The following is a 24135-nucleotide window of genomic DNA, read 5'->3' as shown; positions in this document are numbered from 1 at the left end:
ACTTCTCTCTGCGACCCCGTCAGGGTTCACCGTCGCGGATGACCATAATCTTCACTCGCCGTACGCCGTCGAAGTCTCGAAGTCGGTTGCTCAGCTCCCGAACGCGGCCAACCCGTCCCCGGCAAAAGAGCGATTCGAGACACCACTCGCCCTGGTGCGTGTGGCTCGTGTTGAGGATCACGTCCTGATACTCGTGCTGGACTGCGTGAAGATCCCCGATGACGTCATGGTGTCGATAGTCGAAGGCGACCAGCGCGACCACCTCGCCGGTTAGATCGTCGAGCCGAGAATCAGTACCTCACAAAGCCGGTTAGTTAGAACGTCTGCTTGCTGAGGATGTGCACTCCAAGAAGCAAGCAGACAGTGAAATCCACGAAGACCAGCTCCTTAACTTTCTCGTCAACACGCTCACCGAGGAGATCGCTCTTGATCTCGGCGCTACTGCTGAAATCGACGCTGAGGACATCTACGAGGTCCTCGTCGGCGCGACCGCCGACGGGACCTCAATCTCGACGCTGTGCAACTCCAGTGAAGACTCTCCGTCAGCAAACGCGATTCTCTACCATCTGCGGACGAAGTTCGAGCCGGAACGGCTCGAACGAGTCGCCAACACGCTCCTTCGACGGGATATCGTCGAACTCCTCCCCGAGCAGGTGGAGGTCTGCGCAGACCTCCACCTGCGACCCTACTACGGTGACGAAGACGACACAGACGGCCTCTACCACTCCGAGGCCAAGCGCGGAACCACCGCGTTCCACGCCTACGCCACACTCTACGCGCGTGTGAAGAATAAACGGCACACGCTGGCGGTGCGCCGTCTCGAAGACGGCGACACCGCCAGTAGCGTCCTCGCCGAGTTTCTTGGTGTACTCGACGGCCTTGACGCCGAAATCAAGGCCGTCTATCTCGATCGCGGATTCTACGACAGCAAGTGTCTCACGCTGCTTCAAGCGCACAACTACGCTTACGTGATGCCGATCATCAGATGGGGTGGGACGATTCAGCAGGAACTCGCGGAAGGGTGGAGCCGCGTCATTAACCACGATTTGACAGGGAAACTCGACGGCCACAGCTGGACCGTCGAGTTTCCCGTCTACATCGACTGTACGTACCTGAACGGACGATACGACGAGAACGGTGTGGCGCGTCACGGCTACGCCGCTGACGCGCCGTTCATCGAGACTCCACGCCAGGCTCGATACCACTACAGCAAACGCTTCGGTATCGAGTCGAGCTACCGCTTGTCTGAGCAAGCGATAGCGACGACAACAACGCGAGACGCGACGGTGAGACTGCTGTACGTCGTGGTGAGTCTCCTCTTGCAGAATGCGTGGCGGTATCTCCACTACGAATACGTGGCGACGCCCCGCCGGGGCGGGCGTCGCCTCTGGTGGTGGCCGTACAAGGAGTTCATCAATATGGTTCGACGGGCCGCGTGGACGGCCCTCGCAGTGCGTCGGGCCGTCCCCGCCAACCGGCCACCAGACGACCGGTTCCACCGGTAGTCACCGACCGGGAACGCCGCCTCGTGAGTGGCTACGCTGTCGCGTCGGCGGCTGACCGCCGCCGACAGCGACAGCTCCGTCTTCGATCAGCGCTGTTCAACCACTACGGACGACTCATCACAACAGAACAGATGGCTCAGGTCGGGTTAACCGGCGATGCTTTGTGAGGTACTGAGAATGGGCCTCGACGTACTCCTGCATCGCCTCGCGTACCGCTCGCGACCGGTTGTCGAGCCCCTGATCCTGCCAGACCCGGTCGAATTCCTCGACGACCTCGTCAGGGATGTTGAAACTGGTTCGCATAGCCCGATCATTGGTCACGCCCACATAAGGAAGGTGAGTATGACGAGACACCCGCTTCGGTATTAACAACCGTTATTCACCCACTTCACCGAGACGGACGTACGACGATGTTGCACGGTGAGGCTTTTGGATTGCTGGTTGGGGCCGTTCTCCTCGGGGCCGTTCACGGCATCGAACCGGGTCACGGCTGGCCCATCGCCGCCTCGTATGCACTCGATCAATCGAACAAGTGGCTATACGGGTTCGCGGCAAGTTTCATCATCGGGATCGGCCACCTCGTCAGCAGTATCGCGATGGTCGTCGCGTTCTTCTATGTGAAGGGATACTTCAATCTAACCCGGATCAACGAACCCATCACGCTGTTCAACGGAATCCAGATCGGCGGGCCGGTTAGTCTCGTCGCTGGCGTCTTGCTTGTTCTCCTCGGTATCCGGGAGTATCGCCACGGCCACAGTCATGCTCACGGGAGCCACGAGGAAGAACACGGACATGGCCAAGGACACGGACACACCGCCGAAGGGGATCACGATCATACACACGACCACGGATCGGGCGGCATCGTCGCCCGCCTGAAAGGGTTCTTGCCGTTCGGCGACGGGGATCGCCACGCCGACACCGATGCCGCCGATCGTGGCCTCCTGGGTATCGCCTGGTTTGCGTTTCTCCTCGGATTCGCTCACGAGGAGGAGTTCGAGATCATCGCACTCTGTACCGGCTCCGCTTATTGCCTCGAGCTCATGACTGCGTACGCGATTACGGTCGTCATGGGGATTGTCGGGTTGACGATGCTACTGATCGGCGGCTATCACCGCTACGAAGAGACGGTCGAACGCTACACGCCGTACCTTCCGACCCTCTCCGCCGCGATCCTGATTATCATGGGGATCGGGTTCATCGTTGGTGTATTCTAATCTCTGTGAGGGTCTCCTCTGGTCAGATGTGAGTTCGGTACCGATCGCATTTCCGCAGCAGTCAGAGAGCTGATCCTCTTCTCCGCTCGATAAGGGGAGACAATCCAAAGGTTCCGTTGTAGTCGCCTCTGATGGGTGTCTCGAAAATTGGGCGACAACGCCGAGACAGTCTCGTTCAGTGCCGATGGAGGGGGGAATTTGATCCGTACAGTGTATACACAATTTTATGGCAAAAGATAACGTGGCGTCGGCGAAAAGACAGAGCGATGGCTTCGAGAGAATCGAATGACGGTTTGCTCCGGATCGTCCTCATCATTCTGGGTGTACTCATACTCTTCCCGCTGTTGATGATGGTGTTCGCGATGCCGATGATGGGAATGATGGGTTGGTGGTGGGGCGACGGTATGGCGGGTGGTCTCTCTCCGATGTGGGGAATCGGCATGATGCTCGTCTGGTTGATCGTACTGCTGGGAATCGGGTATCTCCTGTACCGGGGACTTGTCAGCCGAGTACGGACGGATGCGGTCGCGGACCCGGCGTTGGAGGAGCTCCGGATGGCGTACGCCCGCGGTGACCTCTCGGAAGAGGAGTTCGAGGAGCGGCGGTCGCGGCTCCAGCGGGAGAAGTGAGCCGTTCTGGATATTGGATGCCGAAATGATTTCTTGTCCAGTCTCCCAAGATAGGAGTATGTCAACAACCGTTGCGATTCCCGATGCAGACGAGACCTGTGCATACTGCGACTCACAGATATTCGACCACGACCCCATCTGCGTGCGCGACTGCACCGAGGACTGCGGCTCGCCCACGTACTTCTGCAACTACGCCTGTCTCTCGGCTTACGTCGACGAGAACGACCTCACCGCAGGTGACGCGTGTGAGTGGTCGCCCGAGTGAACCCAGAACGAGCGAGACGGGCTGCTCCGGAAATGTTCACTGACCTGCCGTTGCCACGACAGAATGATGGCCCGAACCGTCACCGAACGGACGAGGCATAGAGGCGACAGACAGACGCTCCCCCGCTGGCTGGAGATCTACACAAAGTACGGCCTCTATGGGCTTGTTCTCGGGATAATCCTCGGGTTGTTCGCGCTGTTCACGAACCCGGTTCCCGACCCGTCGTTCCCGTGGTTCTCGCTGCCTGCGCGGTTTCGGTTGCCGTTCACCCAGCCGCGCATCGAGCACTGGCCAGTCAGTTACACAGTCGCCATCTGGCTGTGGATCTTCGCGGCACCCGCCCTGTTCCTCCGAGGCTACACGAAGTTCGGAAACCGTTGGGGGCTCAGGCCGAGTGCGTGGCTGGTCGGGCTTCCGACCCTAGCGATGGTCGGTCTGACCACGTACTGCCGGTTCTTCTGGCCGAAGCCGTCGCCCGCGACGTGGAACGCGCCCGCGTACACGTTCGTCTGCTGGGCGTACTGTTCAACGTATGAGCCACTCTGGAGCAACCTTGCGTACGGTGTCGCGGCCATCGGGGTGATCGCGTTTGGCCTCCTTGTTCGGCGCTCGTCGCTCGCTGTCGCTACGGAAGCCGTCTTCGGCGTGCTCGCGTTACCGCTGGGGCTTCCCGCTATCTACGACGCACACTGTCGGTCCGCTACAAACGGATCCAAACCCTGATCTCTGCGGGTAGACCCCGAGCAGACTCTCGTACAGGCGCAACTGGCCGCGATGGTATCCAGCCGCGAGAGACTGTTGAACGAGCCCGTTTATCGGTCATTTTTTGTCTCGTTCCGGTTCCAGAGCAAGGCGAACAGCCCGCCCATTAGATATCCAGCAACGAACGCGATTGTGAGGCCAGCACCAGTCAGAGAGAGATCGAAGTCGACAGTGTCCTCTGGTTCGACGAAATTCGTCCGTGCGACGATGTCGACTGTTGATTCAGAGACCCCCGACACGACGAATCCGATCCACGCAGCGTGCGACGCTGCAAAAATGGCACCGAACACGAGTCCGGATTGATGCGCAGAGATCTTCTCCGCCATCGTGTCACTTCCTCCGTTGATTTGTATGGAGATGCCACGTCAATTCGAATTGGCTTGCTACTCGTCCGATGACTGGAATCGGGGACTCTATCATACGGACAGGAACAATTACAGCATCCCTTTTGACTGCAATTTCGGTTTAAATACCGGTGTATCGGCATAGCTGGATTTATGGTTCAAAGGTGGAGTAGTTGGTTTCCTTATCCCTATTCCCGGTATTGTCGAATTCCGGCTTCGTATTGTTGACCGAGAACTCATCTCGAATGTTTAGTCCTACTTTCGATTCTTAAGAGAAATTCACTGGAAAGAGAGGAGCGTAGAGTGACATAACTACCCAGGTGTCGATATGAAACTGGCAATCTTCGGTGCGACGGGCGGAACAGGTCGCGAACTGACGAAACAAGCGACTGCAGCGGGTCACGAGATTCAGGCACTCACTCGGTCGCCGCAGAAGCTCCCACCGAACGATTCGGTCACGGCCATCCAAGGGAACGTACTCGAATCGGATACCGTCTCGGCTACTGTTGATGGTGCAGACGTGGTCGTCTGCCTCCTTGGCCGGACCCCCAACAACCCCGAAAACGTAGTATCCCGCGGTACAGAGAACATCGTCGACTCGATGAACAAGCAGGGTGTCAAGCGGCTAGCCGTACTCACCTCGATGGGACTTGGCGCGAGTGTCCGGCAAGTACCCTGGTACGTCCGCATAGCGAACGTAACCATTCTTCACGACCTGATGGCAGACAAGGCCAGACAGGAGGAGATTGTAATGGGAAGTGATCTCGACTGGACTATCGTCCGCCCCGGTGGGCTCACGGATGGCCCCCATACCGACGAGTACGTACAAGGTGTTGACGTTGACGCAACTGCTGGCCCCATCTCTCGTGCCGATGTCGCTGATTTTTTGCTTCAGATCGTCGAGAGAGACGACTATCTTCGAGAGACACCAGTAGTGACGACGAAGAGAGGCGTCGATGCTGAATTCCTCTGGGAACAGGTTACCGCCGTGTCCCAGCGCCTGCGAAACAAGTGAGCCGGCAACAGGATGACAACCGCTTCTCTCAGTTACCGGTATAGAAATCGCACTCAGATGCGACACGAATGGAGATGAGTGCATTGAAGCGCTGTTTCACTGTCTCGCAAAGATCGGCGAGCTCGTCACATGATCGTCTCCCGGCCAAGGGCTCTCGGTCTTCGATAATCACGGAAGGTCGTGCAGATGTCTTTTCTTCGTCGCCGCAAGTGACTACGACGACTCCTTCCACGATCTCTCCATCGTTTTTCATTCCATCGATTCGCCCTTCGAGAGTGGATTTGTCTGGCGGGGATTCACCTCGTCGACGAAGCGAAACTAAAACATCGTTCGCTCGGAGGTCGCGGAGAGCATCAAGCACGTCGATACTGTAGTCACTCGGACAGAGTGGCAATCCCTGACTACCCTCTTCACGGTGTTCAACGAGGTAGGTCGGATACTGGTATGCTGCGTAGTCAATACGTTTGTTAATGTACTTCGTAATACGGGATAGAGTGGTATCAACAGCACTTGGAGAGAGTAACTGCATCACGCGTGGATGCAACGTGTGACTTCCATCAGGCCGTCTGCGCAATAGATCAGACACTCCAAGTACAACCTCTCTATCCGAGTTACGAGCGTCAATTGCAACTTTATCGAGGCAATTAAAATATTCTTCAGTTAGCATCGGGAGATCATCGAGATGCTGTTCGAGAGTCTGCTCACTCTCAGAGGACGTCGTCCGACGAAGTTCCGGACAACCGACAGGAATGGAAGTTAGTTGCTCTCGCTGGCAGACCACAGCTCGGAATAAAATCTAAAACGAATTAAGGTTTAACCGATACTGCCTCCTCAAGTTGGGCCTGCAGCCACCAGTCAGCATAGTCAACCATATCCCGCTCAAAAATGGCCACCCGCAGTTCGACTTCCCAACTCGGATCAGGATCCGGTTCAGGATCGTGGTCTCGCGGCGTCGGATGCAGTCGAAGCTCGTGTACAGTTGGGGAGATTTCGACCTCTGCTCGTTCCCAATCTGGCGACACGCGAAAGCCGAGAGTCGAATCATCGTCCGCAAACGTGGCCGGCTCCAGCTCCATCTCGGAATCGATCTCGTGCAGCCACGACCGGAGGCAGTCAGGATCGGTTTGCTCCATTTCCAAGAGCAGATGCCGGATGGTCTCCTGAGGGTCGGCATTCTCTGCGCACCGTGCCTTCAACTTCTCCAAGAGTCGTCCAAGCCGCCTCAGCGTCAGATAGTCCATCCAGATCTCTTCATCAATCACATCAGAGTCGTCGCTCGCATAGTGAGTCAAACGAGCCTGGTTGACAGCCATCACCGAACTTAATCCTCTTGACAGTAAAGGCGTGTTGGGTTTGCACGTGCCACCACGCCCGTGTTGAGGAGGACAATTGCCTCAAGGCTCGATTCGGAGGCGGTGACCCACCTGGAACTCACCACCCGTTCTCGAAATCAACCGGCAGATGAATGCCGATTGCGACGTCGTCGGCGGGTGTGCCCCAATAGGCAAACCGATACGTGCCCGAGGGGAGCGGGTCGTGAGTGATTGAAAAGTCCGATCCCGAGACCCCGTGTGGATGGATTGTGATCTGCCACTGGAGTTGTTGCTGTGGCTCCAGAACGACGGTTTCCGGCGGCGTGAATCGCTCGGGGTTGCCGTAGATCGTCCACCACCTACTTTCATCAACCCGATACTGGAGTGCGATCGGCTGGCGGCCTTGTGTTCGGATCGAATCGGTTCCGACGTTTCGCAGTGTGATCGTGTACGCGTGCGCTCCACGTGGCGCGTCGTCGTCTTTCTCAGAGGTCAGCATCAAGGAGTTTGTCGAGTCTTCAGCGTCATCGATTTCCGTTTCGGACTCGGCTATCTGCGTGTCAGGTCCAAGGCGATTGAACGCAAGATCGCAGTCATAGCAGTAATACTCCCACGGGTCATCGAGCGGACTCTGGGAAACGGGTGACGTCTCCTGGCAACTCGGGCACACCCACGCGGGCGGGTCGAAGGGTTGGTTGCAGTTCGAGCAGTAGTAGATGGCGGCGTAATTCGTCGTGTTGGATTCAATATATTCATCAGAGCGGCACTGTGGACAGGGGTGTTCTGACACGATGCATCGATATGTAGGATTGTATGGGTATTTGTGTTCGTCGGGCGAGAGGGTTTGGACTTCGGCAGCGACTGGGCCAAGAATCAACTGGTACTGTTGCCCCGTCGTGGCAGATTTTCCACGAGGTTCGGCTGCAAACCCGCACCAACTCCTCGGAGGTTACGGTGGCAAAGTAACCAATACCAGATAACGATTGGTCAGAAAGCCAATAGTGGATACCAGGTGTGTTTGTTACTACCACACACCCGCAGTCGAGGGGTACAAAAGTGACATCCGACAATCATCAAATGCGGAATGAGTCATAGAGCAATAGTAGCAGAGAGACAACCAAATGAGCGATTCAACCTCTATCACTCTCGGAACGGAGCAGAAGATATCCAACTCCTTGACGAACTGCGCGAGTCGCTGAACGTTCACGGTCGCGTCGATTTCGAGGCGTTGACCGGAGAGACGATTCCCGAAGCCGCCAAGCAGATAGAGCACGCAAGCGAGTCGAGATACAGGGTGGAATCCGGCGACACCGGGAACATCGTGGAACCGCGGCCTATAGCGACGAACGTTCGACAGGAGGCGTTGCTGCTTGCGGACGACCTTCTCCAGTTCGAAGTTCTGTACGTGGTTGCCGACGGAGACGTGAACGCGTACTGGCTGACATGGACGTATCCCGACGTGATTCGGCCGTGGCGCGATCATGTGGAGATGGACGTGTATGACGCCGACGGGCTCCCCACGAGAGCCGCAGACCTGATGGAGTATGTCGAGGATGGCGACCCCGTTCGGACAATCACCGACTTCCAGCAGGGATGGCTCTCCGACGACCTCGTTCGCACGGTCGTCGGCGACTATCACCGATGGCTGTACGAGTTGCACACGATGGCTGTGGACGAATTCGACAAGGATGAGGTGGACGACGACGAGGCTCCACGGCGGCTCATCCAGACGCCAGAGCACTGCTTGACATTCCGGGTGGACGAGAACACGACACTCGTGCCGCAGTCCCACCCGTTCGTCCTTCCGATTCGGCTCGGATCGTCGCCGATGACGTCGAGTGAACGGATCAGGGAAGCGGCCGCACAGACGCGGTTGAGCGTCGGGGCTGGGCTGAACGCCGCCGAACGCGTGTCCGAGGACGCTCTCCGGCAGGCGTGTGCGGACTCGCTGATCGAGATCGTGGACCAACACCGCGATCAGGTTGCCACGGATTTCGTTCCCGGAGCGTTGGGAGATGCGATTGACGAGTACCGGCAGTCACGAGATCGGCAGGTGCTTGAGGACATTTGGCGAAGAGACTGACACACACCTTCGTATTTCGCCGACCGGAGTACAGTCCGATACAGCCTTCTCGAAAGTATCTGTCATAACCTGTGGTGGTTTCTGGTTACTCCCCGTGGAGAGGATCATATCCGGCCGACACAAATGGTGTAACCTGGACCCAATTCCAGGCAATACTCGAATTCAGGATTAGTCTTTTTCCTGTAATTCACATATATAACGCTGTACGATGGGGGCCGCAGATGTTGTCCAACTTGTTCTTCAGCGACAGCAGTACCTGGAACAGCTGGCCAAACAACCACAGCGGCGCAGTGACCTCGTGGACTCAGTTGGAGACTCGCGCCCGACGGTTCACCGTGCGACCGAAGAGCTTGACGAGAAAGGGTTGGTGGAAAAACAGAACGGCACATACGAGATTACCCGAGAGGGTGAACTTATACTGGACGCAGTGAGAGGAGCGACAGCCGCTACTGAGACGATTGAATCCGGAAATCGGTTGATTGAGCACTTTCCGGACGAGGCGCCTCTTGATCCCGTGTTCTTCCGCGATGCGGAGGCAGTTCCGGTACAACCGCCGTCGATGGAAGCGAATGTGGAGAAGGCTATCAGACGGATCAAAGACGCTGACCGTCTCTGTGGACTTGGCGTTGCCGACAACAGCACGAAGTTCGCGCAGACCATCTACGACCAGAGCGTGGAAAAAGAGGAGTTGCAACTCGATCTCGTCCTCGAGAAGCACGTGATGGAGTCGCTCGTAAACCGCCATATCGACTGGATGGTGAATCTGGTCAAAAGCGACTACGCTGACATTCGCGTGTGTGAATCGATTCCGTATGGAATGTACGTCGCTGATGAGGGGCCATCTCCAGCGGATGGAATCGTGTATCTGCTCGTTCACGGGGACCAATCGGAGTATCTCGGCCATTTCGAGGCGGAATCACAGCCGGCGATCCGCTGGGCAGAAGCCGTATTTAGGGACTACTTCGTGGCTGCCGATCCGTTGGAGGAGCACGTCCCCGAAGATGCTCTGGAGTCGGAATCTTCCTAACAGCAAGCGGCCTGTTCACGGCGTGAACAGGTGTTAAGCCCATTAATTACTCTCGTAGGTGCCCGGCATTTTGAAACGACATGTCGGAAGACACGCAGCAACGACGCTGGTATCGACGGATGGTTCTTTCTGCAACGGCAGCCAGCCTCGTAGGGCTCGCCGGTTGTTCATCTACAGGTGGCCAAGGCGATAGCCCGGAGACGAGTTCGCCTGACTCGGAAGAAAATTCGACCGATACGGCATCGTCTGGGACAGATACGACCACCGAGGGATCAGATGAACCGCCAGCCCCCTATCAGAACGATATCGGTATCATTCCCGGCCACCTTGATGGGAACTCGAACAAGTATACTGCCGAATACAGCGGCCCGGGTTCGGACGCGACCGAGTTGTGGACGGCGAGTATAAGTTCGTATGGCAATCCGCAATCGCTTGTCGCCTATAACGGTCAAGTCACGATTAGCGGACAGACTCCGAGCGAAGGCACGGGAATGCGAAGCTTCGACGGTACCGGGGACAGACTCTGGGAACGCGATCTCAATTACGACCTGTATCCTGCCAGCGAAGAAACACTCATCGGTGCAGACGGAAATGAGATAATTGGCCTCTCCACCGCCGATGGCAGTCGACAGTTCCTTCATAGTACACCAGACCTCGAAGGATCGAGAACGTACATGCCGGTGATTGATGGGCAAACCCTGTACTATCGGGCGAGCGAAGCTGCATCTTCAGAAGAGACCATCGCGGCCGTCAACGCTCAAGAAGGCAACGTCGTCAACAGAACGACTGTATCGGGAGAGACGACTGGCATTTTCACTGATCTGACTGGTACGCTGGTGGGCGATCGACTGATCTCCTACGGGAGCCCCTCCACCGTGCTTGATTTGAACGACCTCTCGAAACAAGCAACCATCTCTCTTGGTGTTTCCTCAATTGAGGTGTACAAGACGACCATCGCGGCAGTCGGCGATATGCTGTATCTTCATTCGACACCGGATGGGCTATTCGCGTACGACTTGAATGCGGGCGAGTTGCGATGGAGCAATACCGAGATCTACAACGGCACAGCGGTTAGAGCAGCGATAGCAGACGAATCATCTGTTTACCTTGTTCGGCCTCAGTCTATTCTCGCATACTCAGCCTCTGATGGGTCAAAGCAGTGGGAAGCCCCGCTGACAAACCAGATATCGACGCTATCGTACACGAGGACACCCGTTGCTATCGGAAGTGAGTCGATGTATGTCGGACTCGGTAATGGCAATATTAGCATACTGAATACGGAAGATGGACAACAAACAGGGCGAATTACGGATACCGGTGGCGTCATCCCAACAGTTGTCGGCAACCGTCTGTACACGTTGGGTGACGACCTTACCGTGTACGGGCCAGCCTGAGCTGAATTAGATACTTTCTGATCCTCATTCGTTCAACAAGTGAACAAGTGTTAAGCCCATTAATTACTCCGCTGTTCTTGCCGAGGTATTGGCTGAAATGGCCCAACACGAGAACGTATCTAATCGCGACCAGGTGGAGGTTGAAAACACCGTCTACGTACACGAAAAGCGACCGTACATCGTGAAGGCAACGGCACGCGACCGAGAGGGGAACGTTGCAGAGGGGATCGGCACTTCCTTCACCTCTATTGATTCTGCCCGAGAGGAGGCCAGCGAGCGGGCTCAGAATTTGGCTCGGGAGTACGATGTCGGATTCGAAGTGCTCAACCTCACCTACAACAGTCCCTTTCTATTCAGAAAGCTAACTATCGATGCCTCGTTCAGAGACGGGGAGTTCGAGGTAAAACGGCGGACATCATTTCTGCCGAAGGCAAAGGTGAGAGTGAGTGGACACAAGAACGGCAAGCAACGAGATGCTTCGAGTCGGGTACTGCTACAGCCAGGGATGGAAGAGAAGGCAGTTAAAAGCGCAGTAGAAGACGTGGCGGCACAATTGCGTTAATTAGGGTAACAGTCAACGAGACTATTGTGGGTAGGAATGCCCGGACTGTTTTGCAGATCTGTCCTCTCCGGCAACGGGTGATCTGATCGACTCGGATGTGGTTGTTGAGTGATACAGGAGATGGTGAATGACTTAGAGGGATTGACCAAGGAGTTGGATAGGGATTTGGATGTTCGTCGATGAGATTGATCCCCCGCGCATCCGAGAGCTGATTTTCACCTACTTTAATCACTCGTCGCTATTCTGTTGAGGAGCGGCTGACGTTCTGAAATACCCCCGGCTGTTCTGCCGCGTGATCCAATCTTCACCAACGGGCGAGGAAGCGTTAAGGAGATGTGAAGAGTCAGGCCACCGTAATGTCCGAGGGAGAGGTAATCGTCAAGGGAGAATATCACAGTTCACGTGGCGACCAAGCCCACGAGCGGGAGATTCTCACTGAGGGAGTCGATCACCTCGTTCTGGAAGGGCCCGAGGAAGATGCCGAGTACGGCCTCTTTCAGCAGTGGTACGCCTTTGCGATGCTGCTCACCGAGTACCTGTTCTTCCGCGTCTTCTACACCGACAGCTCCGTCCTTGAAGACATCGCCAAGGCACAGGATGCCGAGGTGGTGAAGACCCGAGAGTCCGACGCGGCCATCCTCGAAAACTCGCACATCCTCGTCCGAGTGTTCGCCGCCGTGTTGTTTCTCGTATTGTTCTTCGGAGCAGCTCTGTTCGGCATTGCTGGCGTTCACTTCTACGGTGTCTCTCTACTGATTCTCAGCGCGATGCTTCCTCCGCTTGTCCTCCGCCTCCATGAATCCACGCGATCTTCGGAGAGTCGGAACGAATTGATGGCCAACAAGATTGCCAATGCAGCCGAAGAGGACGGTTGTGTTGTTGCGGTCGTTGGAGACAGTCACGCCGACGAAGTATGCGACTATCTCCCCGAGTCTATCGATCCAGAGCGGAAAGATCCGAAGTACTCGTGGTACACGTGGCGTCACTTCAAGGATATCGCGTATCCAACGTTCGTCTTCGTCAGCGTGCTGTGGGTGTTCTACACGGTGTTCGTCGCGTACTCCGAGTTCGCGTGGAATCTGACTTGACGAGTCGCTGCTTACCAACGAGCGCAACACCCAACGTCTTGAGTGAAATCGCATTCTATTATCGGAAAGCCAATATTTAGGGGCCGATACGCCGATACGCCGATACAATCGGTATGAGCGAAAAAACAAAAACCGAGCAAGCAAGAGAGTGCATTCCAATTCTGCGCGATGTGCTGGAAGAAGTGCTCGAGGAGGGCGACAGCGGACGAGGTCCGCCGCTGACCGCCAGTATCGACGCTGCTCACGCTCTCGAAGGGCTTGACCGGGGTGAAAACGCACTTGAGAGATGGGATGAATGGGAGCCAGCGAAGCAGCAGCGAGGCCGGCATATATGCGAGAGTACGGGACGTCCTCGAGATATGACTGAAGATCACGACCTTGACACGACGCTCAGCATCGTGGAGCAAACGCTGGCCGAATACAAAAATGCTGACGGCGAGGTGGAGAAGCAGACCGCGCTGGCGAACTACCTATCTGCGGTCAACACGCTGGTCGCTCACTCGCACCGATTTGCCGGTGAAGCGGTGGAAGACGTGGACTGGATGCTGGAGCAGAAGCGGGCCGAGTTGCAGGAGTTGCTCGAGGGGATCGAATGAGATGGAGTCTGTTATCGAACTTCTTTCCCCATGGTTGCGATGTCCAGCCTGCGGGAGTGCCGACGTGACGATCTCCATCAGCTTTCCCGGGACGGGTGTCAGCGTCGGATGCGACGACTGCCGACGACGTGATCACATCGATACGGGCGATGTGGTTCGCGGTGAAGCAGTCGAGCATCATCCGACCAGCGACGAGTAGACTTGGGCGGCTGGGAGATCGAGCTGACTTTCTAACGAGTCCTGTTCGTCGACCGGCTCACGTCGAGAGCAACCCCACCCCTGTTCGGTTCAGCAGCGAGGGCAGGTGACGATTTCTTGTAATTATCGGCACCGCGAACCATCCCGACCCTCTCTAACCCGCAAAATCAGCCGTTTCAACACAGCAGCCAAACCGAACACCCCCAGCCGGCCGGCACTTATTTGCCGGAAACTCATACTTTCGTCACGTCGATGCGAGTCAAGTCAACAGCCGGAGACTCCGAATACAAGCTCTGGCTGAAGCCCGAAGAGTACGAGGCCCTATGCGACGTTGCAGAGGACAGATCACACAAGCATCACTCCGTCGCGCTGCTCGGCGGCTCCGTCGGACTTCGAGCGCAGGAGATGGCGGCCGTCCGACCCGAGGACATGTACGCCGACGACGGTCTGTACTGGCTCCGCGTCCACGAAGAGGCGGGGAAGGATACCACCGGAAGCGGTGGGAAGCTCCGCGACGCCCACATCCCACAGGACGCGTACGTGGAGTTGCTGGAGAATCGGCACAAGCTGGGCGTTGAGGAAGACGAGTTGCTTCTCGGCGTCACGAAGAGTCGCGTCCGAGACATCGTTCACGAGCTTGGTGACGAGATGGCCGCCCGGGGCGATGATGTCCCGGGTCGGAGTGCGGACTGGGAGAAGCTGTCCGCTCACGACCTCCGTCGGTTCTTCGCGCAGGATCGACTCGTGCGGAAGGAGATGAACCCACACACCGTGATGGCCATCGGAGGTTGGTCGTCACTCGGAGCCATGGAGGACTACATCAAGACGCCCTCCGACGATGTTGTCGCGGACGAGATCAAGCGCGTCGGCCTGAGTTGATCACGCCGGAGTGTCAATCCCAGTTCGGCACGTCTTCTTCCGGGACAATTTTCTCGGCACCCTTGTTTCCACACGCGGGACACTCCAGTCCGTGGTCTTCGAGTTTCTGGTCGCGGATCGGAGCGTTGGCGTTTCTCTCGGAGATTTCGATGGCACGGACGGTGCCACACTCCCAGCACATCCACAGGTCGTAGAGGTTCTCTTTGAGGGCGCTTGCGAACACCATATCAGTTGTCTTGGTGCCTGTCACTTAGGTTTGCGTGACGGTTTGGTGTACCCCAGTCTGCGAGACACATATAAGAAAATAGATACAACTGTACGATGCCTGCTCGTCAGGCAGTCCGCGGAACACGGCCTTGATCCAACCGACCACAGCATCCGACACAGAGGTCAACTGCGGGACGCAAGTGGTAGGCGAGCATCCCGCAGATACAACGGGGTTTACTCCTCCCCGTCTTCTTCCTCTTCGTCCGACTCGTCTTCACCCTCGCTCTCTTCCTCATCATCCCAGTCGCCGCCTGCAATCTCACCGACATCGGGCATATCATCGCCGGGCCACACCGCTTCCGCAGCCTCCTCGAGATCGTGCAACACGCCAAACACCAACTCCTCCTGATCCTCGCACACAGGCACACCCACCAGCGATCCCGCGATGTCTCGCTGCGCGGCCAGCAGATCGATCGCCAGTCGCTTCTGATCCAGACGGTCGATCGCGTGATCGATCTCCTCTGGGTCAACCACGTTCATTCCCTCACCGTCGTTGTCGTTACTGTCGTCGGGCATAGCACGATCCGCGGATACGCCAGATATATTTAAACGCCGGCACGGCAGCTCATGAGTGCCTGTCCCAACTCGCCGACATAGCATATCTGGACTACTGGGGACGCATCCGCCGCGACCAGCAGAAGATCGGGGTTGTTGCCATCTGCGGATGGCTAGCCACGAAACTCCTTACCAACGACGAGAGACCCCCTTGACTTCGTGTGGAACAGTCACAGGCTGCAGAATATCGCGTTTGTCAGACAGTTAAGTACGACGCGACAAAACACGGCAACGACCCGCCGGGCTGCGTCCTGTGAGAGGGCAGCGCGGGCCCTATCCCGCGCCGCCGGGTGGGTCTCAAAACCCCCAGCCGGGGTTTATCGACCCATGTCGAACGATGACTCGAACTCAATTAAACGTACGGACAAACAAATGACCACGGCAGTCAGTATCCCGCTCGAAGACGCCAAGCCGGCACAGGCCATCATCGAAGCAGTCGCCGCCGCCTCCAACACGCCACCCGACGAACTCCCGAGCCTCCACGCTGTCGTCGATCCGGATGCGCTGAATCAATTGCTCAACAGCGAGAGTGATGTTGAGGTCAGTTTCGACTACGCCGGATATCGCGTACACGCGTCGACCGAAGAAGTCACCGTGCTGGCCGATGTTGTCGTTGGTGAGTGGTGCGAGTCAGGGATGGACTGTCGCATTGAGCGGACAGATACCGGGCTTCGAGGGCTCGTGAAACCGCCCGAATGCACGGAACATCTCGTCGACAAGGTTGACGATCACGTCCCCGGCGAGACGTACCGCGACGGGGAGTGGATCGCTTGGGAGTCGGAAGATGAGGTCTCGGCAAATGATGTCAGAGACGAGACGGCGGAAGTCGCACGCAGACTGGGGCAACACATCATCTCGCAACAGAGCGAGTGCAACGGGAACTGACTCACCAATCACCCCACGTCTTGAATGTAAATCCGACGAAATCAGCGCCCAGAACACCGCTTGTCGCGGTACTCGTCTTGCACGTCAACGTCGAACAATTCGGCCACCTCGTCGGTCGTGTAGCCGTCTTCCTCGCCACCGATAACATTCTCGAACTCCTCAACGCGCTCCTTGATGCTGCACGGATACCACCACTCTCTGTCGCCGACAAGGGACGACACCCAGTCGAGCCCCGCTAAGACCTCTTCCGCACGTTCTTCATCCACGTTGGTACGCTCCGCGATCCACTCCGTTTGCCGGGGCTGCCGCAACCCATAGACCACGGACGTCAAGCGGTCGGCGTCGTCCCAATTGACTGGCTAGTCCATCTCCCGTACCTCGGTCAGAGTCGGACACTCCTCATCGAGGGAGAACTCGGCGGAGAACGAGTCCTCAAACTCCTCCTGCGTCATATCCTGATTCCACTTTGCTATCGCCACCGAGATGCTACGCTCGATACCGTCGACGTGGCCGAACTTCTCTCGGACTTCCCCGGCGGTGATTTCGCCGCGTTTCAACGCTTCGAGTGCTTCGCGCACACTATCGAAGCTGTCACTCATCAAGTCGTTGTACGTCCCCGTGTCGTGTATCTGTTTGCTTTCTAATAGTTGAAAGCCAAAGCGGGTTCCTCACTTACCAACGACCCGCACCGGGAGAGCACATACAACCGCGGATGCACTACCAACGCATATGTCGGATCACATCGACACATCCGGCGACACTCCCGTCCTTGAAGACGAGCCGCGCCTCACGGTGCTCAACGTGTACGACGCTGTTGAAGCAAAATCCGTCAAGGAAGTAGTCGAAATGTGGTCGCTCGACCACGAACAGGTTGAAGCCGCACTCGCGTACCACGACGAACACGAGGAAGAGATGGAACAGATTCGTGAACGTCTGGAACAGTCGCTGAAGACCGCGACCCGCGACGAGTGAGTTACCAACGCTGACGACCCCCGCCGCAACAAAAACTAAACTTTCTAACACCTACCAACGTTTGCAGATGGCAATCGTTCGCAAATGATCGAGGATCACGGCCCGTATGCTTACCGCGTTACCTACGACGACGGTGAGCATCACTGGGATTACTTGGGGCCGGTCGGCGGCGAGTCAGCAGGGGATATGGCAGACAAGCGTGACGACGAAGGGACTCCAGCGACCGACGACGAGTTCAGAACAGAACCCTTCATCGCAGAAGGCGAACCGCGCTCCGAGCACGGCATCAACAATCTCAGTCCCGGCGACCGCGTGCATTTTCCGCTGGACGGGATGTGGGCCGAGGTTGTGGCGGTCGAAGAAGGCATCGCAACAATCGAGGGCGATGAAGGGAATCGTGCGCCCTTGATGTGGACTGGTGAAGGGTATCGCGTTGGCGATCCGATGGACTTCGAGACGTTTGACTTCGGAGTCACACATCCGCCCTACGACGAGTGGCGGTGCAGTTGCACCGTGTCGGTGTTGTCCTGTTACCCGACGAGGAAGAGAAAGGATGGCGGAAAGCGGTGGCACCCTCCCAAGAGCACCAACACCGAGTCGCCCCGTGCCCTGCGGGACGCACTTCTGAATGAGGTGGTGTTCGTACTTGAATGCCGGCCCGGGGCTGCGGACGGGGCAGCCCCGCCGTGCCGGCCTTTTTATCCCACCCTCTGTTACCAAGAGGTGAGTCCGCCCGGGACAGGTGGACTCGCTGCTCATGTCCTTCCTCGCACCTTCAATCGTCCCCCGCGCTGATGACTGGAGATATCATCACGCACCCCACGTCTTCACGGATCAACGGACAGGGCAGCGGCTCATCGTCAGCGGCCAGACAGTTGTACAGCGTGTACTCGTCCCGGCTGTATCGACCGCCTCCGTTCAACAGCCTCAGCGCGGCTTCCACCACTGGAGAGCGCAGTGAGTGACCGTCCTCGACCGAATACAGCGCATCCTTCCACTCGTCCCCGAAGTCCGAGTAGTATCGCGGTAGCTCGAATGTTCCGTTTCCATGTTCGTCCACGTACGCCCTCACATCTTCCTTAGGTGAGACGACGAGTCCCAGCAGGTGGCCAACCCGACGGCTGTGAACCGAATCCAGATTCGGGATGTCGCACATTTGGTTCATCAACACGTCAATACCTTCGATGTCGACTCGCTTTTTCCACTCGCACCATCCCCGGGGCAGTTCGTCCGACCAATTCGAGTGCAGTCGCTCGATGGCGTCGTCCGACATACGCGTCCCGGGGATTCCACGGCGAATGACTTTGGCTTTCAGAAATTTAGCCACTATGTGGGTGGCGAGGCGAGTCGGTCGTGGGCGGGAAGTGTCACACGCTCCATTCTCCGCCCACCCCCTCACAGGTGGTCAGATGCCAACGTTACCGTTGTTCGGCTCTCAACGCAGCGGCAAGCGTGTCTGTATCGCTCGGAACTCCGCCCCCGGCCGGTAAAACACGAACGCCCGAAGGAAGTCAAAACCCGTCAAACGTCTGCTGACCTGACGCCTCCGCGTCTGGATCATAGTTGAGCCACACGGCTGAAAACCCGTACTACCGCGAGACGGTAGGAGATTCCGCACAACGCCGAACCACCACACCGCTTGCACTCACACGAACTCGAGCATCACTTTCGGATACTGGTCAAACACCGACTCCAGCACGTCGCAGAAATCATCAACACAGTCGGCGTGCAGGAACGGTTTCCCATCAGCGGCACGCAACTCTCCGTCCGAACGATGACACAAATCCACCCCCAAGTTATCCACCCCCGGCTCGTACCGATCAGTCAAACACACCGGACACTCGAAACCCGGCCCACCGCTCTTCGTCCACGTCGCAAATGTCTCCATCCCCTCACCTGTCCTCAGACGCGAAATGCAGTCCTTCACCTTCTGAGCGGACATATCGATGAACGTGGGTGCATCCCATTCGTCGGGGAGATGTATCCAGATGCGGAAGTGGATGTCTCCACTAGATAACGCCTCACCGGTGACCACGCAACTGCTGGCCAGATCGTCAGCCAAGACGATGCGTCCGGCGTCGTCCAGCTGATGCCTCATACACTTCAGTACCGCATTCCAGCCTGTTAGATGTCACTCCGGAACGTGTTGTTCGAACTCGTCCGCCGTGCAAGAATGCAGGGATGTCACACGTCAAGCCACAAGATGCGCCTCAACGTCCGCCGAATCGTCAAGAACAGCGGACACCAGCCGCACCCATTCCTCGACGTGTAGAATCACTCCGGTTTGAGCGCCGGCGTGAGAAGCACGCACCCGTGACCCTCTCTGACGAGCGGACAGGGCATCACGTCGTCACCCTGCAGACAGTCATACAAGGTGAACTCAGACTCATCGTACCTGTCACCACCGTTCAACACCCGAATGCCCGCCTCAACCACATCCGATCGAAGACCATCCCCACCACGCTCCACAACAAGCTCGTCGCGCTCCGGGAACCCAGAGTAGTACTGCGGCACGTCGATGTTTCCATCCGCGTGCGTTTCCACGTACTCGTCCACCAGCTCCGGTGAAGACAGAACGAGACCCAAGTTTCCCGTGGATGGCACCCCCAGCTGCATTCCGTCCACGTCCCCGGATCGATTCGGCAGGGTTTCCAGACCGGCCACCTCGTTAACGTTCCCCTCCCACTCCATCACTCCGTGCGGCAGTTCCTCCGACCAGTTCGATTGCAGTCGCTCAACGACGGTCATACCCGTCTGTCTGACTTCGAGCGACTTAGAACGGGGGCTAATGACCGGTCGCGCCAGAGTGCTGCCGTGCCAGCCTTTTTATTCAACCTGTGTTACCAACGAGATGAGTCCGACACAGAACACGTCGGGCTTGCTGCTCACCTCGGTTTCCTCGCGTGGCGCCTTTGGGAGGGTGCCTTGGCTTTTTCGCGTTTTCCTTCAGAGGACGACGGTGCAACCTGAAGTTAAAGATATTCGCGCGTGTACGCCCCGGGTGAAAATGGCGGACGATGTTTTCCGTGAAGCAGGGCTGGAGAGCATCGGCGTCTGGGAATTGGATGCGGAACTCGGGGATGATCTGGACATGGAGTGGTCTTACGGCGACCACACCGTCACCGTATCGCCGGCAGACGAGACCAGTCCCGCGACGGCGCAGGTCATCTACTCGAAGCCGGCCGAGGACATCACCGTCTGGGAAACTCAGGGGGAGTGGACGGCGGTGCTGCAGGAAACCATGGAATGGCTGGAAAGACGGGAGTCCGGGCCGGCGGTCGAGAGCGAGGAGTATGCGACGGACATCGGCGCGTGGGAACACGATGTCGGCACTTACACGCGAGTTGACGGTGGACACCGTCCTGTTTTGCACTGGGTTGACGATGGAGGAACCGAGACGAGAGCCGCCATCAGGCCTGAAGACGGCCAGTACATCTTCAAGCTCGTGGATCGCGACGACGTTTACGCCGGCGAACCCAACCAAGGGGTGGTCATCACGTCCGGCGAGTTTTGGGGAACACTTGAGCACGCCGTGGGGTGGATGGAGGACAACGAGGAAGGCGTTGATTTGAAAACGCGGAGAGTCGAACTGGGACGTCGGGAGAGGGCCAACGACTGGCGCGATAAGATACCGAATTACGCGCTCACATCGGATGATGACAGGCGGGAGAAGACCATCGAATTCTATCCGCAGCTGGTCGACGACGTGCAGGTGGAGCGCATGGAAATGATCGAAGCGGAGAGTGATGACTATGAGCCGCTGATGAAGACAAAGCTGGCGGATCATGAAGTGGAACGTATCAGGAACAAGGCGGGGTACAACGCCCCGCAAGACCGGTTCAAGGCGATGTGGGTCAAGTCCTTAGCGATGCGGAAGGGCGTGCGCGATTGGACAGGGTACTTTGATCCCGAGCTAACCGTTGACGAGCACCGACAGACCTTGAGCACCGCTGGAGTGTGGGGCGATCTTGAAACGTTAGGTGAGGGGACGGGCCCCGGCCACGATGTTGTTGACGAGAGTCGCGTGCAGGAGGCCTGTTTCAAGGGAGACATCAACGCCTGCGAGGCATTGCTCGATCACACCGATGTGACGGAGCGTGAACTGGTCAGTAGAGCATACGATAACGATGCGGTGGACGTGTTGGAAGACGTGATTGACGATGAGCGCCTTGACGAGTTGCTTGATAGTGTGAAGGAAGAGAAAATCGGAGTCCTGTACGACGTGGACGAGGAACTTGCCCGGACACTCGAAAGGATCGATGAGGGCGACCATCTCCGAGTGGGAGAAGTCGAGGGCGAGGTTGTGTCCATCACGGAGGCAGAAACAGAGATAACGATAGCCGACTTTGGTACTGATGACAAGCAATCCGTGTACTTCGTGGAGCAGGCCATCGACGATGGCGATCACGACTACGCCCGATGGTCTGTGAGCGTCGAAGAGGATGAAGACCCGATCTTCATCGAGCACCTCTCCTCGAGTCGAGACGACCAAATCATCTCGTGGGGAGTGAGCGATGCCGACTTCCGCACCGATAATGTTGAGGTGCTTACCAACGAGTAGAGTTTAATCAAGTGTTGACTTAGAGCTGTCAGTAAGTGTGATACATCCACATTCATTTCTGTAACTCTTCAAGTTCGTCGTTTTCCTCATCAACCGTCACCTCGACGCCATCGTACAGGACGTGCGGATGCCTGTCTTCCATCAGTTGATTTTCACACCTTTTTGACGCATAAGGTACAACCCGATCGAAAGCAAAACGGATTCACCTCATCACCGCAAAACACAAGATAGGGATGTCGTACGTGACGATCGGCTACGGACGCATCCGCGTATCAGCGGGCGCAGTCCGAGAAGAACTCCCGGACGACATCGACGTCGAGCGGATCAACTCGGCGGTTATATATGTCGATGAAGACCGCCCCATCGAGGCGATCGGGATCGAGTTCAGCGAGAAGGAGTCGAACCCGAAAAAACGATACGCAGTGCAACACCCTGAGGACGGTGCGATCCACATCGGAGCACACGAACCCGTTGAGGCGATACTGAGCGATCGAGCGCGTGGGCGGTACGCCTGCAGGTGGGACGACAGCGAAGACATACTGACCGTTGACCTGACCAACCTGAAGAAGGCACTCGGCGGGGAGTGAGAGGATCACTCCAACCGCCACGTCTCCACGTTCCCGTCCCGCTCCATCCGGGTGTAGTCGCACCGCCGCATCACCTCCCGCGCCGTCTCACACACGCCGTCATCGCCCCACAGGTGCAGCTCGATCTCTTCCCCGCGCCGCTTGACCGCCACCGAAAAATCACCGATATACGCCCTTTCCAACACGCCCAAGGCGGGAACCGGATCGCTCACATCCCTGTGAGACACCTCGTCCAACACCATCTCCTCAACGTCGGGGTTCGGGTACGTCAGGGTCATTCTTTGGCTGAAATCTTTTTCGACGCCTCGACGAGCAGTTCCAGCTCGGTCGGGAGTTCACCAACCGCCGCACAACGAGTCACAGTGTCAATCAGCTACTGCTCGGCCACGGTAACTTCGATCTCCGATTCAAACGGCCAGTCCATCAGAACTCTGTGCCCGGGGCGTCCGCGCTCTATCTCGCGCACATTTCGCGCGATCATTTCGTGGACGCGCTCACGAAGCCGACAAGTGTGGGGTTTGGAGTCCGCGAAGGGTCTCGACGCTCTGATTTCGGCGGACGCTCGAACTCGTCGTACTCACCCGGGGGAATTTGTCGAGGCTGCGATTCCTTCATCTGGATGTTCAGCGCAACGTCTTCACTATCTGTACCCGGTAGTCTGACTGTAGAACAAGTACTGCACTTCCGCTATCCATGTAAATATGCACCTTCTCATTTTTGAAGCGCAACACGGAGTCAGCAAGTTTTATGAAAATCGCGTGGATACGTTCAAGTGCAATACTTCCCCGCAGGTAGCCGGGTGGGAACCGGCGCCGTCTCCCTGACACGATCCGCGAACTGAACAAGTTCGCATCGGATCGGTGAGGCGGAGTTCAGCCTGCAAAATACTTCCTTCCGCAACTACACCGCCAGTCACCGCTCCGGAAAATCGTACACGAAGTCCTCCACCTCGTCGTCAAGCGTGATGAAGCGGTCGGCGGCATCCTCCATCCGCTCGCGGACATCGTCCTCAAACTGCACCACCGCCACGTCCTTCCCCACGTGTTCCTGCACGTGCTCCATCGCGGGAATGAAGTCCGTGTCCGCCGAGTACAGCAGCGCCTCGTCGTACTCGTCCATATGCGCCCGGCCAACCATCTCCGTGGAGATGCCGACATCGATCCCGACGGCCTCCGGGCCGTGATCGCGGTACCGAGTGGTGCTTGACTCCACGACGAAGCCGTTCTCCCGCAAAAAATTGTAGAAACCGCTCTTGTCCTGATCTCTCAAGTGCGAATCGAAGAAGTACGTCTCCTTCAGATCACCGATGGCGAAGTGATCGATCAGTCTCGGCAGGTCTATTCTGACCTCCTCGCCGAAGTAGTCTTTCGCGCTGTAGAAGATGTTCTGTCCGTCGATGAACACCATCTGGCGTCTGTCCAACATACTACTTTC

31 protein-coding genes and 2 pseudogenes are annotated in these 24135 nt (G+C 57.2%); 18 read left to right on the top strand and 15 right to left on the bottom strand.

What is annotated here, in order from left to right:
• Positions 1-19 precede the first annotated feature (19 nt).
• Positions 20-289 (bottom strand): annotated as a pseudogene (locus tag P0592_RS11045) (CopG family ribbon-helix-helix protein); the annotation flags it as partial.
• A 49-nt stretch (positions 290-338) separates the two neighbouring features.
• Between P0592_RS11045 and P0592_RS11040 the strand changes: the two are divergent.
• The gene (locus P0592_RS11040) at positions 339-1505 is read left to right on the top strand and encodes an ISH3 family transposase (RefSeq protein ID WP_276270907.1); all 1167 of its coding nucleotides are present in this window, start codon (positions 339-341) and stop codon (positions 1503-1505) included.
• 171 nt (positions 1506-1676) lie between these two features.
• Here P0592_RS11040 and P0592_RS11035 read toward each other — a convergent pair.
• A pseudogene (locus tag P0592_RS11035) lies at positions 1677-1808 on the bottom strand (CopG family ribbon-helix-helix protein); the annotation flags it as partial.
• Between the two features lie 107 nt (positions 1809-1915).
• On the opposite strand from P0592_RS11035, the gene P0592_RS11030 reads away from it, so the two are divergent.
• The 4 genes from P0592_RS11030 to P0592_RS11015 all read left to right on the top strand — a co-directional run bounded on the left by P0592_RS11030 (position 1916) and on the right by P0592_RS11015 (position 4336).
• Entirely contained in the window at positions 1916-2719 is an 804-nt protein-coding gene (locus tag P0592_RS11030) for a HoxN/HupN/NixA family nickel/cobalt transporter (RefSeq protein WP_276270941.1), read from the top strand.
• Between the two features lie 266 nt (positions 2720-2985).
• Positions 2986-3348: an SHOCT domain-containing protein gene (locus P0592_RS11025; protein ID WP_276270940.1), complete on the top strand. Its 363-nt coding sequence runs from the start codon at positions 2986-2988 to the stop codon at positions 3346-3348.
• Positions 3349-3406: 58 nt separating this feature from the next.
• Positions 3407-3613 (top strand): hypothetical protein, encoded by a 207-nt coding sequence (locus P0592_RS11020; RefSeq protein ID WP_276270939.1) that lies wholly within the window; start codon positions 3407-3409, stop codon positions 3611-3613.
• A gap of 63 nt (positions 3614-3676) precedes the next feature.
• Positions 3677-4336: a hypothetical protein gene (locus tag P0592_RS11015; RefSeq protein WP_276270938.1), complete on the top strand. Its 660-nt coding sequence runs from the start codon at positions 3677-3679 to the stop codon at positions 4334-4336.
• An 89-nt stretch (positions 4337-4425) separates the two neighbouring features.
• Here P0592_RS11015 and P0592_RS11010 read toward each other — a convergent pair whose 3' ends face one another.
• On the bottom strand, positions 4426-4701 hold the full coding sequence (locus tag P0592_RS11010; protein ID WP_276270937.1) for a hypothetical protein: 276 nt from the start codon (positions 4699-4701) through the stop codon (positions 4426-4428).
• Between the two features lie 346 nt (positions 4702-5047).
• Between P0592_RS11010 and P0592_RS11005 the strand changes: the two genes are divergently transcribed.
• Positions 5048-5734: an NAD(P)-dependent oxidoreductase gene (locus P0592_RS11005; RefSeq protein WP_276270936.1), complete on the top strand. Its 687-nt coding sequence runs from the start codon at positions 5048-5050 to the stop codon at positions 5732-5734.
• A 28-nt stretch (positions 5735-5762) separates the two neighbouring features.
• Here the strand turns inward: P0592_RS11005 and P0592_RS11000 are convergent, their stop codons facing one another.
• From P0592_RS11000 to P0592_RS10990, 3 genes are all read right to left on the bottom strand, one after another.
• On the bottom strand, positions 5763-6401 hold the full coding sequence (locus P0592_RS11000; protein WP_276270935.1) for a hypothetical protein: 639 nt from the start codon (positions 6399-6401) through the stop codon (positions 5763-5765).
• 139 nt (positions 6402-6540) lie between these two features.
• Positions 6541-7047, bottom strand: a complete 507-nt coding sequence (locus P0592_RS10995; RefSeq protein ID WP_276270934.1) for a hypothetical protein — start codon at positions 7045-7047, stop codon at positions 6541-6543.
• A gap of 118 nt (positions 7048-7165) precedes the next feature.
• A complete protein-coding gene (locus P0592_RS10990; protein ID WP_276270933.1) occupies positions 7166-7837 on the bottom strand; it encodes a hypothetical protein in 672 nt (223 codons plus the stop codon).
• A gap of 294 nt (positions 7838-8131) precedes the next feature.
• On the opposite strand from P0592_RS10990, the gene P0592_RS10985 reads away from it, so the two are divergent.
• The 7 genes from P0592_RS10985 to P0592_RS10955 all read left to right on the top strand — a co-directional run bounded on the left by P0592_RS10985 (position 8132) and on the right by P0592_RS10955 (position 14874).
• Positions 8132-9130: a DUF6735 family protein gene (locus P0592_RS10985; RefSeq protein ID WP_276270932.1), complete on the top strand. Its 999-nt coding sequence runs from the start codon at positions 8132-8134 to the stop codon at positions 9128-9130.
• Positions 9131-9338: 208 nt separating this feature from the next.
• Positions 9339-10157, top strand: coding sequence for a helix-turn-helix transcriptional regulator (locus P0592_RS10980; RefSeq protein ID WP_276270931.1), 819 nt, complete (start codon positions 9339-9341; stop codon positions 10155-10157).
• Positions 10158-10237: 80 nt separating this feature from the next.
• Positions 10238-11551 carry an outer membrane protein assembly factor BamB family protein gene (locus P0592_RS10975; protein ID WP_276270930.1) on the top strand — a complete coding sequence of 438 codons (1314 nt, stop codon included), beginning with the start codon at positions 10238-10240 and terminating at the stop codon, positions 11549-11551.
• A 97-nt stretch (positions 11552-11648) separates the two neighbouring features.
• The gene (locus P0592_RS10970) at positions 11649-12113 is read left to right on the top strand and encodes a hypothetical protein (protein ID WP_276270929.1); all 465 of its coding nucleotides are present in this window, start codon (positions 11649-11651) and stop codon (positions 12111-12113) included.
• A 356-nt stretch (positions 12114-12469) separates the two neighbouring features.
• Entirely contained in the window at positions 12470-13201 is a 732-nt protein-coding gene (locus P0592_RS10965) for a hypothetical protein (protein WP_276270928.1), read from the top strand.
• Between the two features lie 113 nt (positions 13202-13314).
• Positions 13315-13797, top strand: coding sequence for a hypothetical protein (locus tag P0592_RS10960; RefSeq protein ID WP_276270927.1), 483 nt, complete (start codon positions 13315-13317; stop codon positions 13795-13797).
• Positions 13798-14247: 450 nt separating this feature from the next.
• Entirely contained in the window at positions 14248-14874 is a 627-nt protein-coding gene (locus P0592_RS10955; RefSeq protein WP_121821059.1) for a site-specific integrase, read from the top strand.
• 13 nt (positions 14875-14887) lie between these two features.
• On the opposite strand, the gene P0592_RS10950 is transcribed toward P0592_RS10955, so the two are convergent.
• Both P0592_RS10950 and P0592_RS10945 read right to left on the bottom strand, forming a co-directional pair.
• Complete coding sequence (locus P0592_RS10950; protein WP_097008592.1) at positions 14888-15100, bottom strand: hypothetical protein; 213 nt, start codon at positions 15098-15100, stop codon at positions 14888-14890.
• Positions 15101-15315: 215 nt separating this feature from the next.
• On the bottom strand, positions 15316-15657 hold the full coding sequence (locus P0592_RS10945) for a hypothetical protein (protein ID WP_276270926.1): 342 nt from the start codon (positions 15655-15657) through the stop codon (positions 15316-15318).
• 411 nt (positions 15658-16068) lie between these two features.
• On the opposite strand from P0592_RS10945, the gene P0592_RS10940 reads away from it, so the two are divergent.
• Positions 16069-16581 carry a HalOD1 output domain-containing protein gene (locus P0592_RS10940; RefSeq protein WP_276270925.1) on the top strand — a complete coding sequence of 171 codons (513 nt, stop codon included), beginning with the start codon at positions 16069-16071 and terminating at the stop codon, positions 16579-16581.
• Between the two features lie 41 nt (positions 16582-16622).
• Here the strand turns inward: P0592_RS10940 and P0592_RS10935 are convergent, their stop codons facing one another.
• Positions 16623-16847, bottom strand: a complete 225-nt coding sequence (locus P0592_RS10935) for a hypothetical protein (protein WP_276270924.1) — start codon at positions 16845-16847, stop codon at positions 16623-16625.
• A 93-nt stretch (positions 16848-16940) separates the two neighbouring features.
• Positions 16941-17180 carry a hypothetical protein gene (locus P0592_RS10930; protein WP_276270923.1) on the bottom strand — a complete coding sequence of 80 codons (240 nt, stop codon included), beginning with the start codon at positions 17178-17180 and terminating at the stop codon, positions 16941-16943.
• Between the two features lie 130 nt (positions 17181-17310).
• On the opposite strand from P0592_RS10930, the gene P0592_RS10925 reads away from it, so the two are divergent.
• Both P0592_RS10925 and P0592_RS10920 read left to right on the top strand, forming a co-directional pair.
• The gene (locus P0592_RS10925) at positions 17311-17553 is read left to right on the top strand and encodes a DUF433 domain-containing protein (protein WP_276270922.1); all 243 of its coding nucleotides are present in this window, start codon (positions 17311-17313) and stop codon (positions 17551-17553) included.
• 84 nt (positions 17554-17637) lie between these two features.
• Positions 17638-18348 (top strand): hypothetical protein, encoded by a 711-nt coding sequence (locus P0592_RS10920; RefSeq protein WP_276270921.1) that lies wholly within the window; start codon positions 17638-17640, stop codon positions 18346-18348.
• Here P0592_RS10920 and P0592_RS10915 read toward each other — a convergent pair.
• The 3 genes from P0592_RS10915 to P0592_RS10905 all read right to left on the bottom strand — a co-directional run bounded on the left by P0592_RS10915 (position 18329) and on the right by P0592_RS10905 (position 20301).
• Positions 18329-18826 (bottom strand): hypothetical protein, encoded by a 498-nt coding sequence (locus tag P0592_RS10915; protein WP_276270920.1) that lies wholly within the window; start codon positions 18824-18826, stop codon positions 18329-18331. The genes P0592_RS10920 and P0592_RS10915 overlap by 20 nt on opposite strands.
• 372 nt (positions 18827-19198) lie before the next feature.
• The gene (locus P0592_RS10910; RefSeq protein WP_276270919.1) at positions 19199-19651 is read right to left on the bottom strand and encodes a hypothetical protein; all 453 of its coding nucleotides are present in this window, start codon (positions 19649-19651) and stop codon (positions 19199-19201) included.
• Between the two features lie 176 nt (positions 19652-19827).
• A complete protein-coding gene (locus P0592_RS10905; protein WP_276270918.1) occupies positions 19828-20301 on the bottom strand; it encodes a hypothetical protein in 474 nt (157 codons plus the stop codon).
• Between the two features lie 259 nt (positions 20302-20560).
• Between P0592_RS10905 and P0592_RS10900 the strand changes: the two genes are divergently transcribed.
• Both P0592_RS10900 and P0592_RS10895 read left to right on the top strand, forming a co-directional pair.
• Complete coding sequence (locus tag P0592_RS10900) at positions 20561-22114, top strand: hypothetical protein (protein WP_276270917.1); 1554 nt, start codon at positions 20561-20563, stop codon at positions 22112-22114.
• Between the two features lie 233 nt (positions 22115-22347).
• On the top strand, positions 22348-22701 hold the full coding sequence (locus P0592_RS10895; protein WP_276270916.1) for a hypothetical protein: 354 nt from the start codon (positions 22348-22350) through the stop codon (positions 22699-22701).
• Between the two features lie 5 nt (positions 22702-22706).
• Here the strand turns inward: P0592_RS10895 and P0592_RS10890 are convergent, their stop codons facing one another.
• Both P0592_RS10890 and P0592_RS10885 read right to left on the bottom strand, forming a co-directional pair.
• Positions 22707-22979 (bottom strand): hypothetical protein, encoded by a 273-nt coding sequence (locus tag P0592_RS10890; RefSeq protein ID WP_276270915.1) that lies wholly within the window; start codon positions 22977-22979, stop codon positions 22707-22709.
• Between the two features lie 634 nt (positions 22980-23613).
• Positions 23614-24126: an NYN domain-containing protein gene (locus P0592_RS10885; RefSeq protein ID WP_276270914.1), complete on the bottom strand. Its 513-nt coding sequence runs from the start codon at positions 24124-24126 to the stop codon at positions 23614-23616.
• Positions 24127-24135 lie beyond the last annotated feature (9 nt).

The sequence above is a fragment of the Haloarcula litorea genome (assembly GCF_029338195.1).
In the GTDB taxonomy this organism is placed as follows: Archaea; Halobacteriota; Halobacteria; order Halobacteriales; family Haloarculaceae; genus Haloarcula; species Haloarcula litorea.
The sequence above is the reverse complement of the archived record's forward strand: the minus strand, read 5'-3'. Positions and strand labels throughout refer to the sequence as shown.

What these genes read in the sequence shown, in the direction of transcription:
- P0592_RS10930 (WP_276270923.1), bottom strand. Translation starts at nt 17,180, where the DNA reads ATGAGTGACAGCTTCGATAGTGTGCGCGAAGCACTCGAAGCGTTGAAA.
- P0592_RS11010 (WP_276270937.1), bottom strand. Translation starts at nt 4,701, where the DNA reads ATGGCGGAGAAGATCTCTGCGCATCAATCCGGACTCGTGTTCGGTGCC.
- P0592_RS10970 (WP_276270929.1), top strand. Translation starts at nt 11,649, where the DNA reads ATGGCCCAACACGAGAACGTATCTAATCGCGACCAGGTGGAGGTTGAA.
- P0592_RS10905 (WP_276270918.1), bottom strand. Translation starts at nt 20,301, where the DNA reads ATGACCGTCGTTGAGCGACTGCAATCGAACTGGTCGGAGGAACTGCCG.
- P0592_RS10975 (WP_276270930.1), top strand. Translation starts at nt 10,238, where the DNA reads ATGTCGGAAGACACGCAGCAACGACGCTGGTATCGACGGATGGTTCTT.
- P0592_RS10960 (WP_276270927.1), top strand. Translation starts at nt 13,315, where the DNA reads ATGAGCGAAAAAACAAAAACCGAGCAAGCAAGAGAGTGCATTCCAATT.
- P0592_RS10885 (WP_276270914.1), bottom strand. Translation starts at nt 24,126, where the DNA reads ATGTTGGACAGACGCCAGATGGTGTTCATCGACGGACAGAACATCTTC.
- P0592_RS11020 (WP_276270939.1), top strand. Translation starts at nt 3,407, where the DNA reads ATGTCAACAACCGTTGCGATTCCCGATGCAGACGAGACCTGTGCATAC.
- P0592_RS10910 (WP_276270919.1), bottom strand. Translation starts at nt 19,651, where the DNA reads ATGAGGCATCAGCTGGACGACGCCGGACGCATCGTCTTGGCTGACGAT.
- P0592_RS10915 (WP_276270920.1), bottom strand. Translation starts at nt 18,826, where the DNA reads ATGTCGGACGACGCCATCGAGCGACTGCACTCGAATTGGTCGGACGAA.
- P0592_RS11030 (WP_276270941.1), top strand. Translation starts at nt 1,916, where the DNA reads ATGTTGCACGGTGAGGCTTTTGGATTGCTGGTTGGGGCCGTTCTCCTC.
- P0592_RS10900 (WP_276270917.1), top strand. Translation starts at nt 20,561, where the DNA reads ATGGCGGACGATGTTTTCCGTGAAGCAGGGCTGGAGAGCATCGGCGTC.
- P0592_RS10925 (WP_276270922.1), top strand. Translation starts at nt 17,311, where the DNA reads ATGTCGGATCACATCGACACATCCGGCGACACTCCCGTCCTTGAAGAC.
- P0592_RS10940 (WP_276270925.1), top strand. Translation starts at nt 16,069, where the DNA reads ATGACCACGGCAGTCAGTATCCCGCTCGAAGACGCCAAGCCGGCACAG.
- P0592_RS10945 (WP_276270926.1), bottom strand. Translation starts at nt 15,657, where the DNA reads ATGCCCGACGACAGTAACGACAACGACGGTGAGGGAATGAACGTGGTT.
- P0592_RS10890 (WP_276270915.1), bottom strand. Translation starts at nt 22,979, where the DNA reads ATGACCCTGACGTACCCGAACCCCGACGTTGAGGAGATGGTGTTGGAC.
- P0592_RS11000 (WP_276270935.1), bottom strand. Translation starts at nt 6,401, where the DNA reads ATGCTAACTGAAGAATATTTTAATTGCCTCGATAAAGTTGCAATTGAC.
- P0592_RS10920 (WP_276270921.1), top strand. Translation starts at nt 17,638, where the DNA reads ATGATCGAGGATCACGGCCCGTATGCTTACCGCGTTACCTACGACGAC.
- P0592_RS11025 (WP_276270940.1), top strand. Translation starts at nt 2,986, where the DNA reads ATGGCTTCGAGAGAATCGAATGACGGTTTGCTCCGGATCGTCCTCATC.
- P0592_RS10980 (WP_276270931.1), top strand. Translation starts at nt 9,339, where the DNA reads ATGGGGGCCGCAGATGTTGTCCAACTTGTTCTTCAGCGACAGCAGTAC.
- P0592_RS11005 (WP_276270936.1), top strand. Translation starts at nt 5,048, where the DNA reads ATGAAACTGGCAATCTTCGGTGCGACGGGCGGAACAGGTCGCGAACTG.
- P0592_RS10995 (WP_276270934.1), bottom strand. Translation starts at nt 7,047, where the DNA reads ATGGCTGTCAACCAGGCTCGTTTGACTCACTATGCGAGCGACGACTCT.
- P0592_RS10965 (WP_276270928.1), top strand. Translation starts at nt 12,470, where the DNA reads ATGTCCGAGGGAGAGGTAATCGTCAAGGGAGAATATCACAGTTCACGT.
- P0592_RS10950 (WP_097008592.1), bottom strand. Translation starts at nt 15,100, where the DNA reads ATGGTGTTCGCAAGCGCCCTCAAAGAGAACCTCTACGACCTGTGGATG.
- P0592_RS10985 (WP_276270932.1), top strand. Translation starts at nt 8,132, where the DNA reads ATGAGTCATAGAGCAATAGTAGCAGAGAGACAACCAAATGAGCGATTC.
- P0592_RS11015 (WP_276270938.1), top strand. Translation starts at nt 3,677, where the DNA reads ATGATGGCCCGAACCGTCACCGAACGGACGAGGCATAGAGGCGACAGA.
- P0592_RS10895 (WP_276270916.1), top strand. Translation starts at nt 22,348, where the DNA reads ATGTCGTACGTGACGATCGGCTACGGACGCATCCGCGTATCAGCGGGC.
- P0592_RS10955 (WP_121821059.1), top strand. Translation starts at nt 14,248, where the DNA reads ATGCGAGTCAAGTCAACAGCCGGAGACTCCGAATACAAGCTCTGGCTG.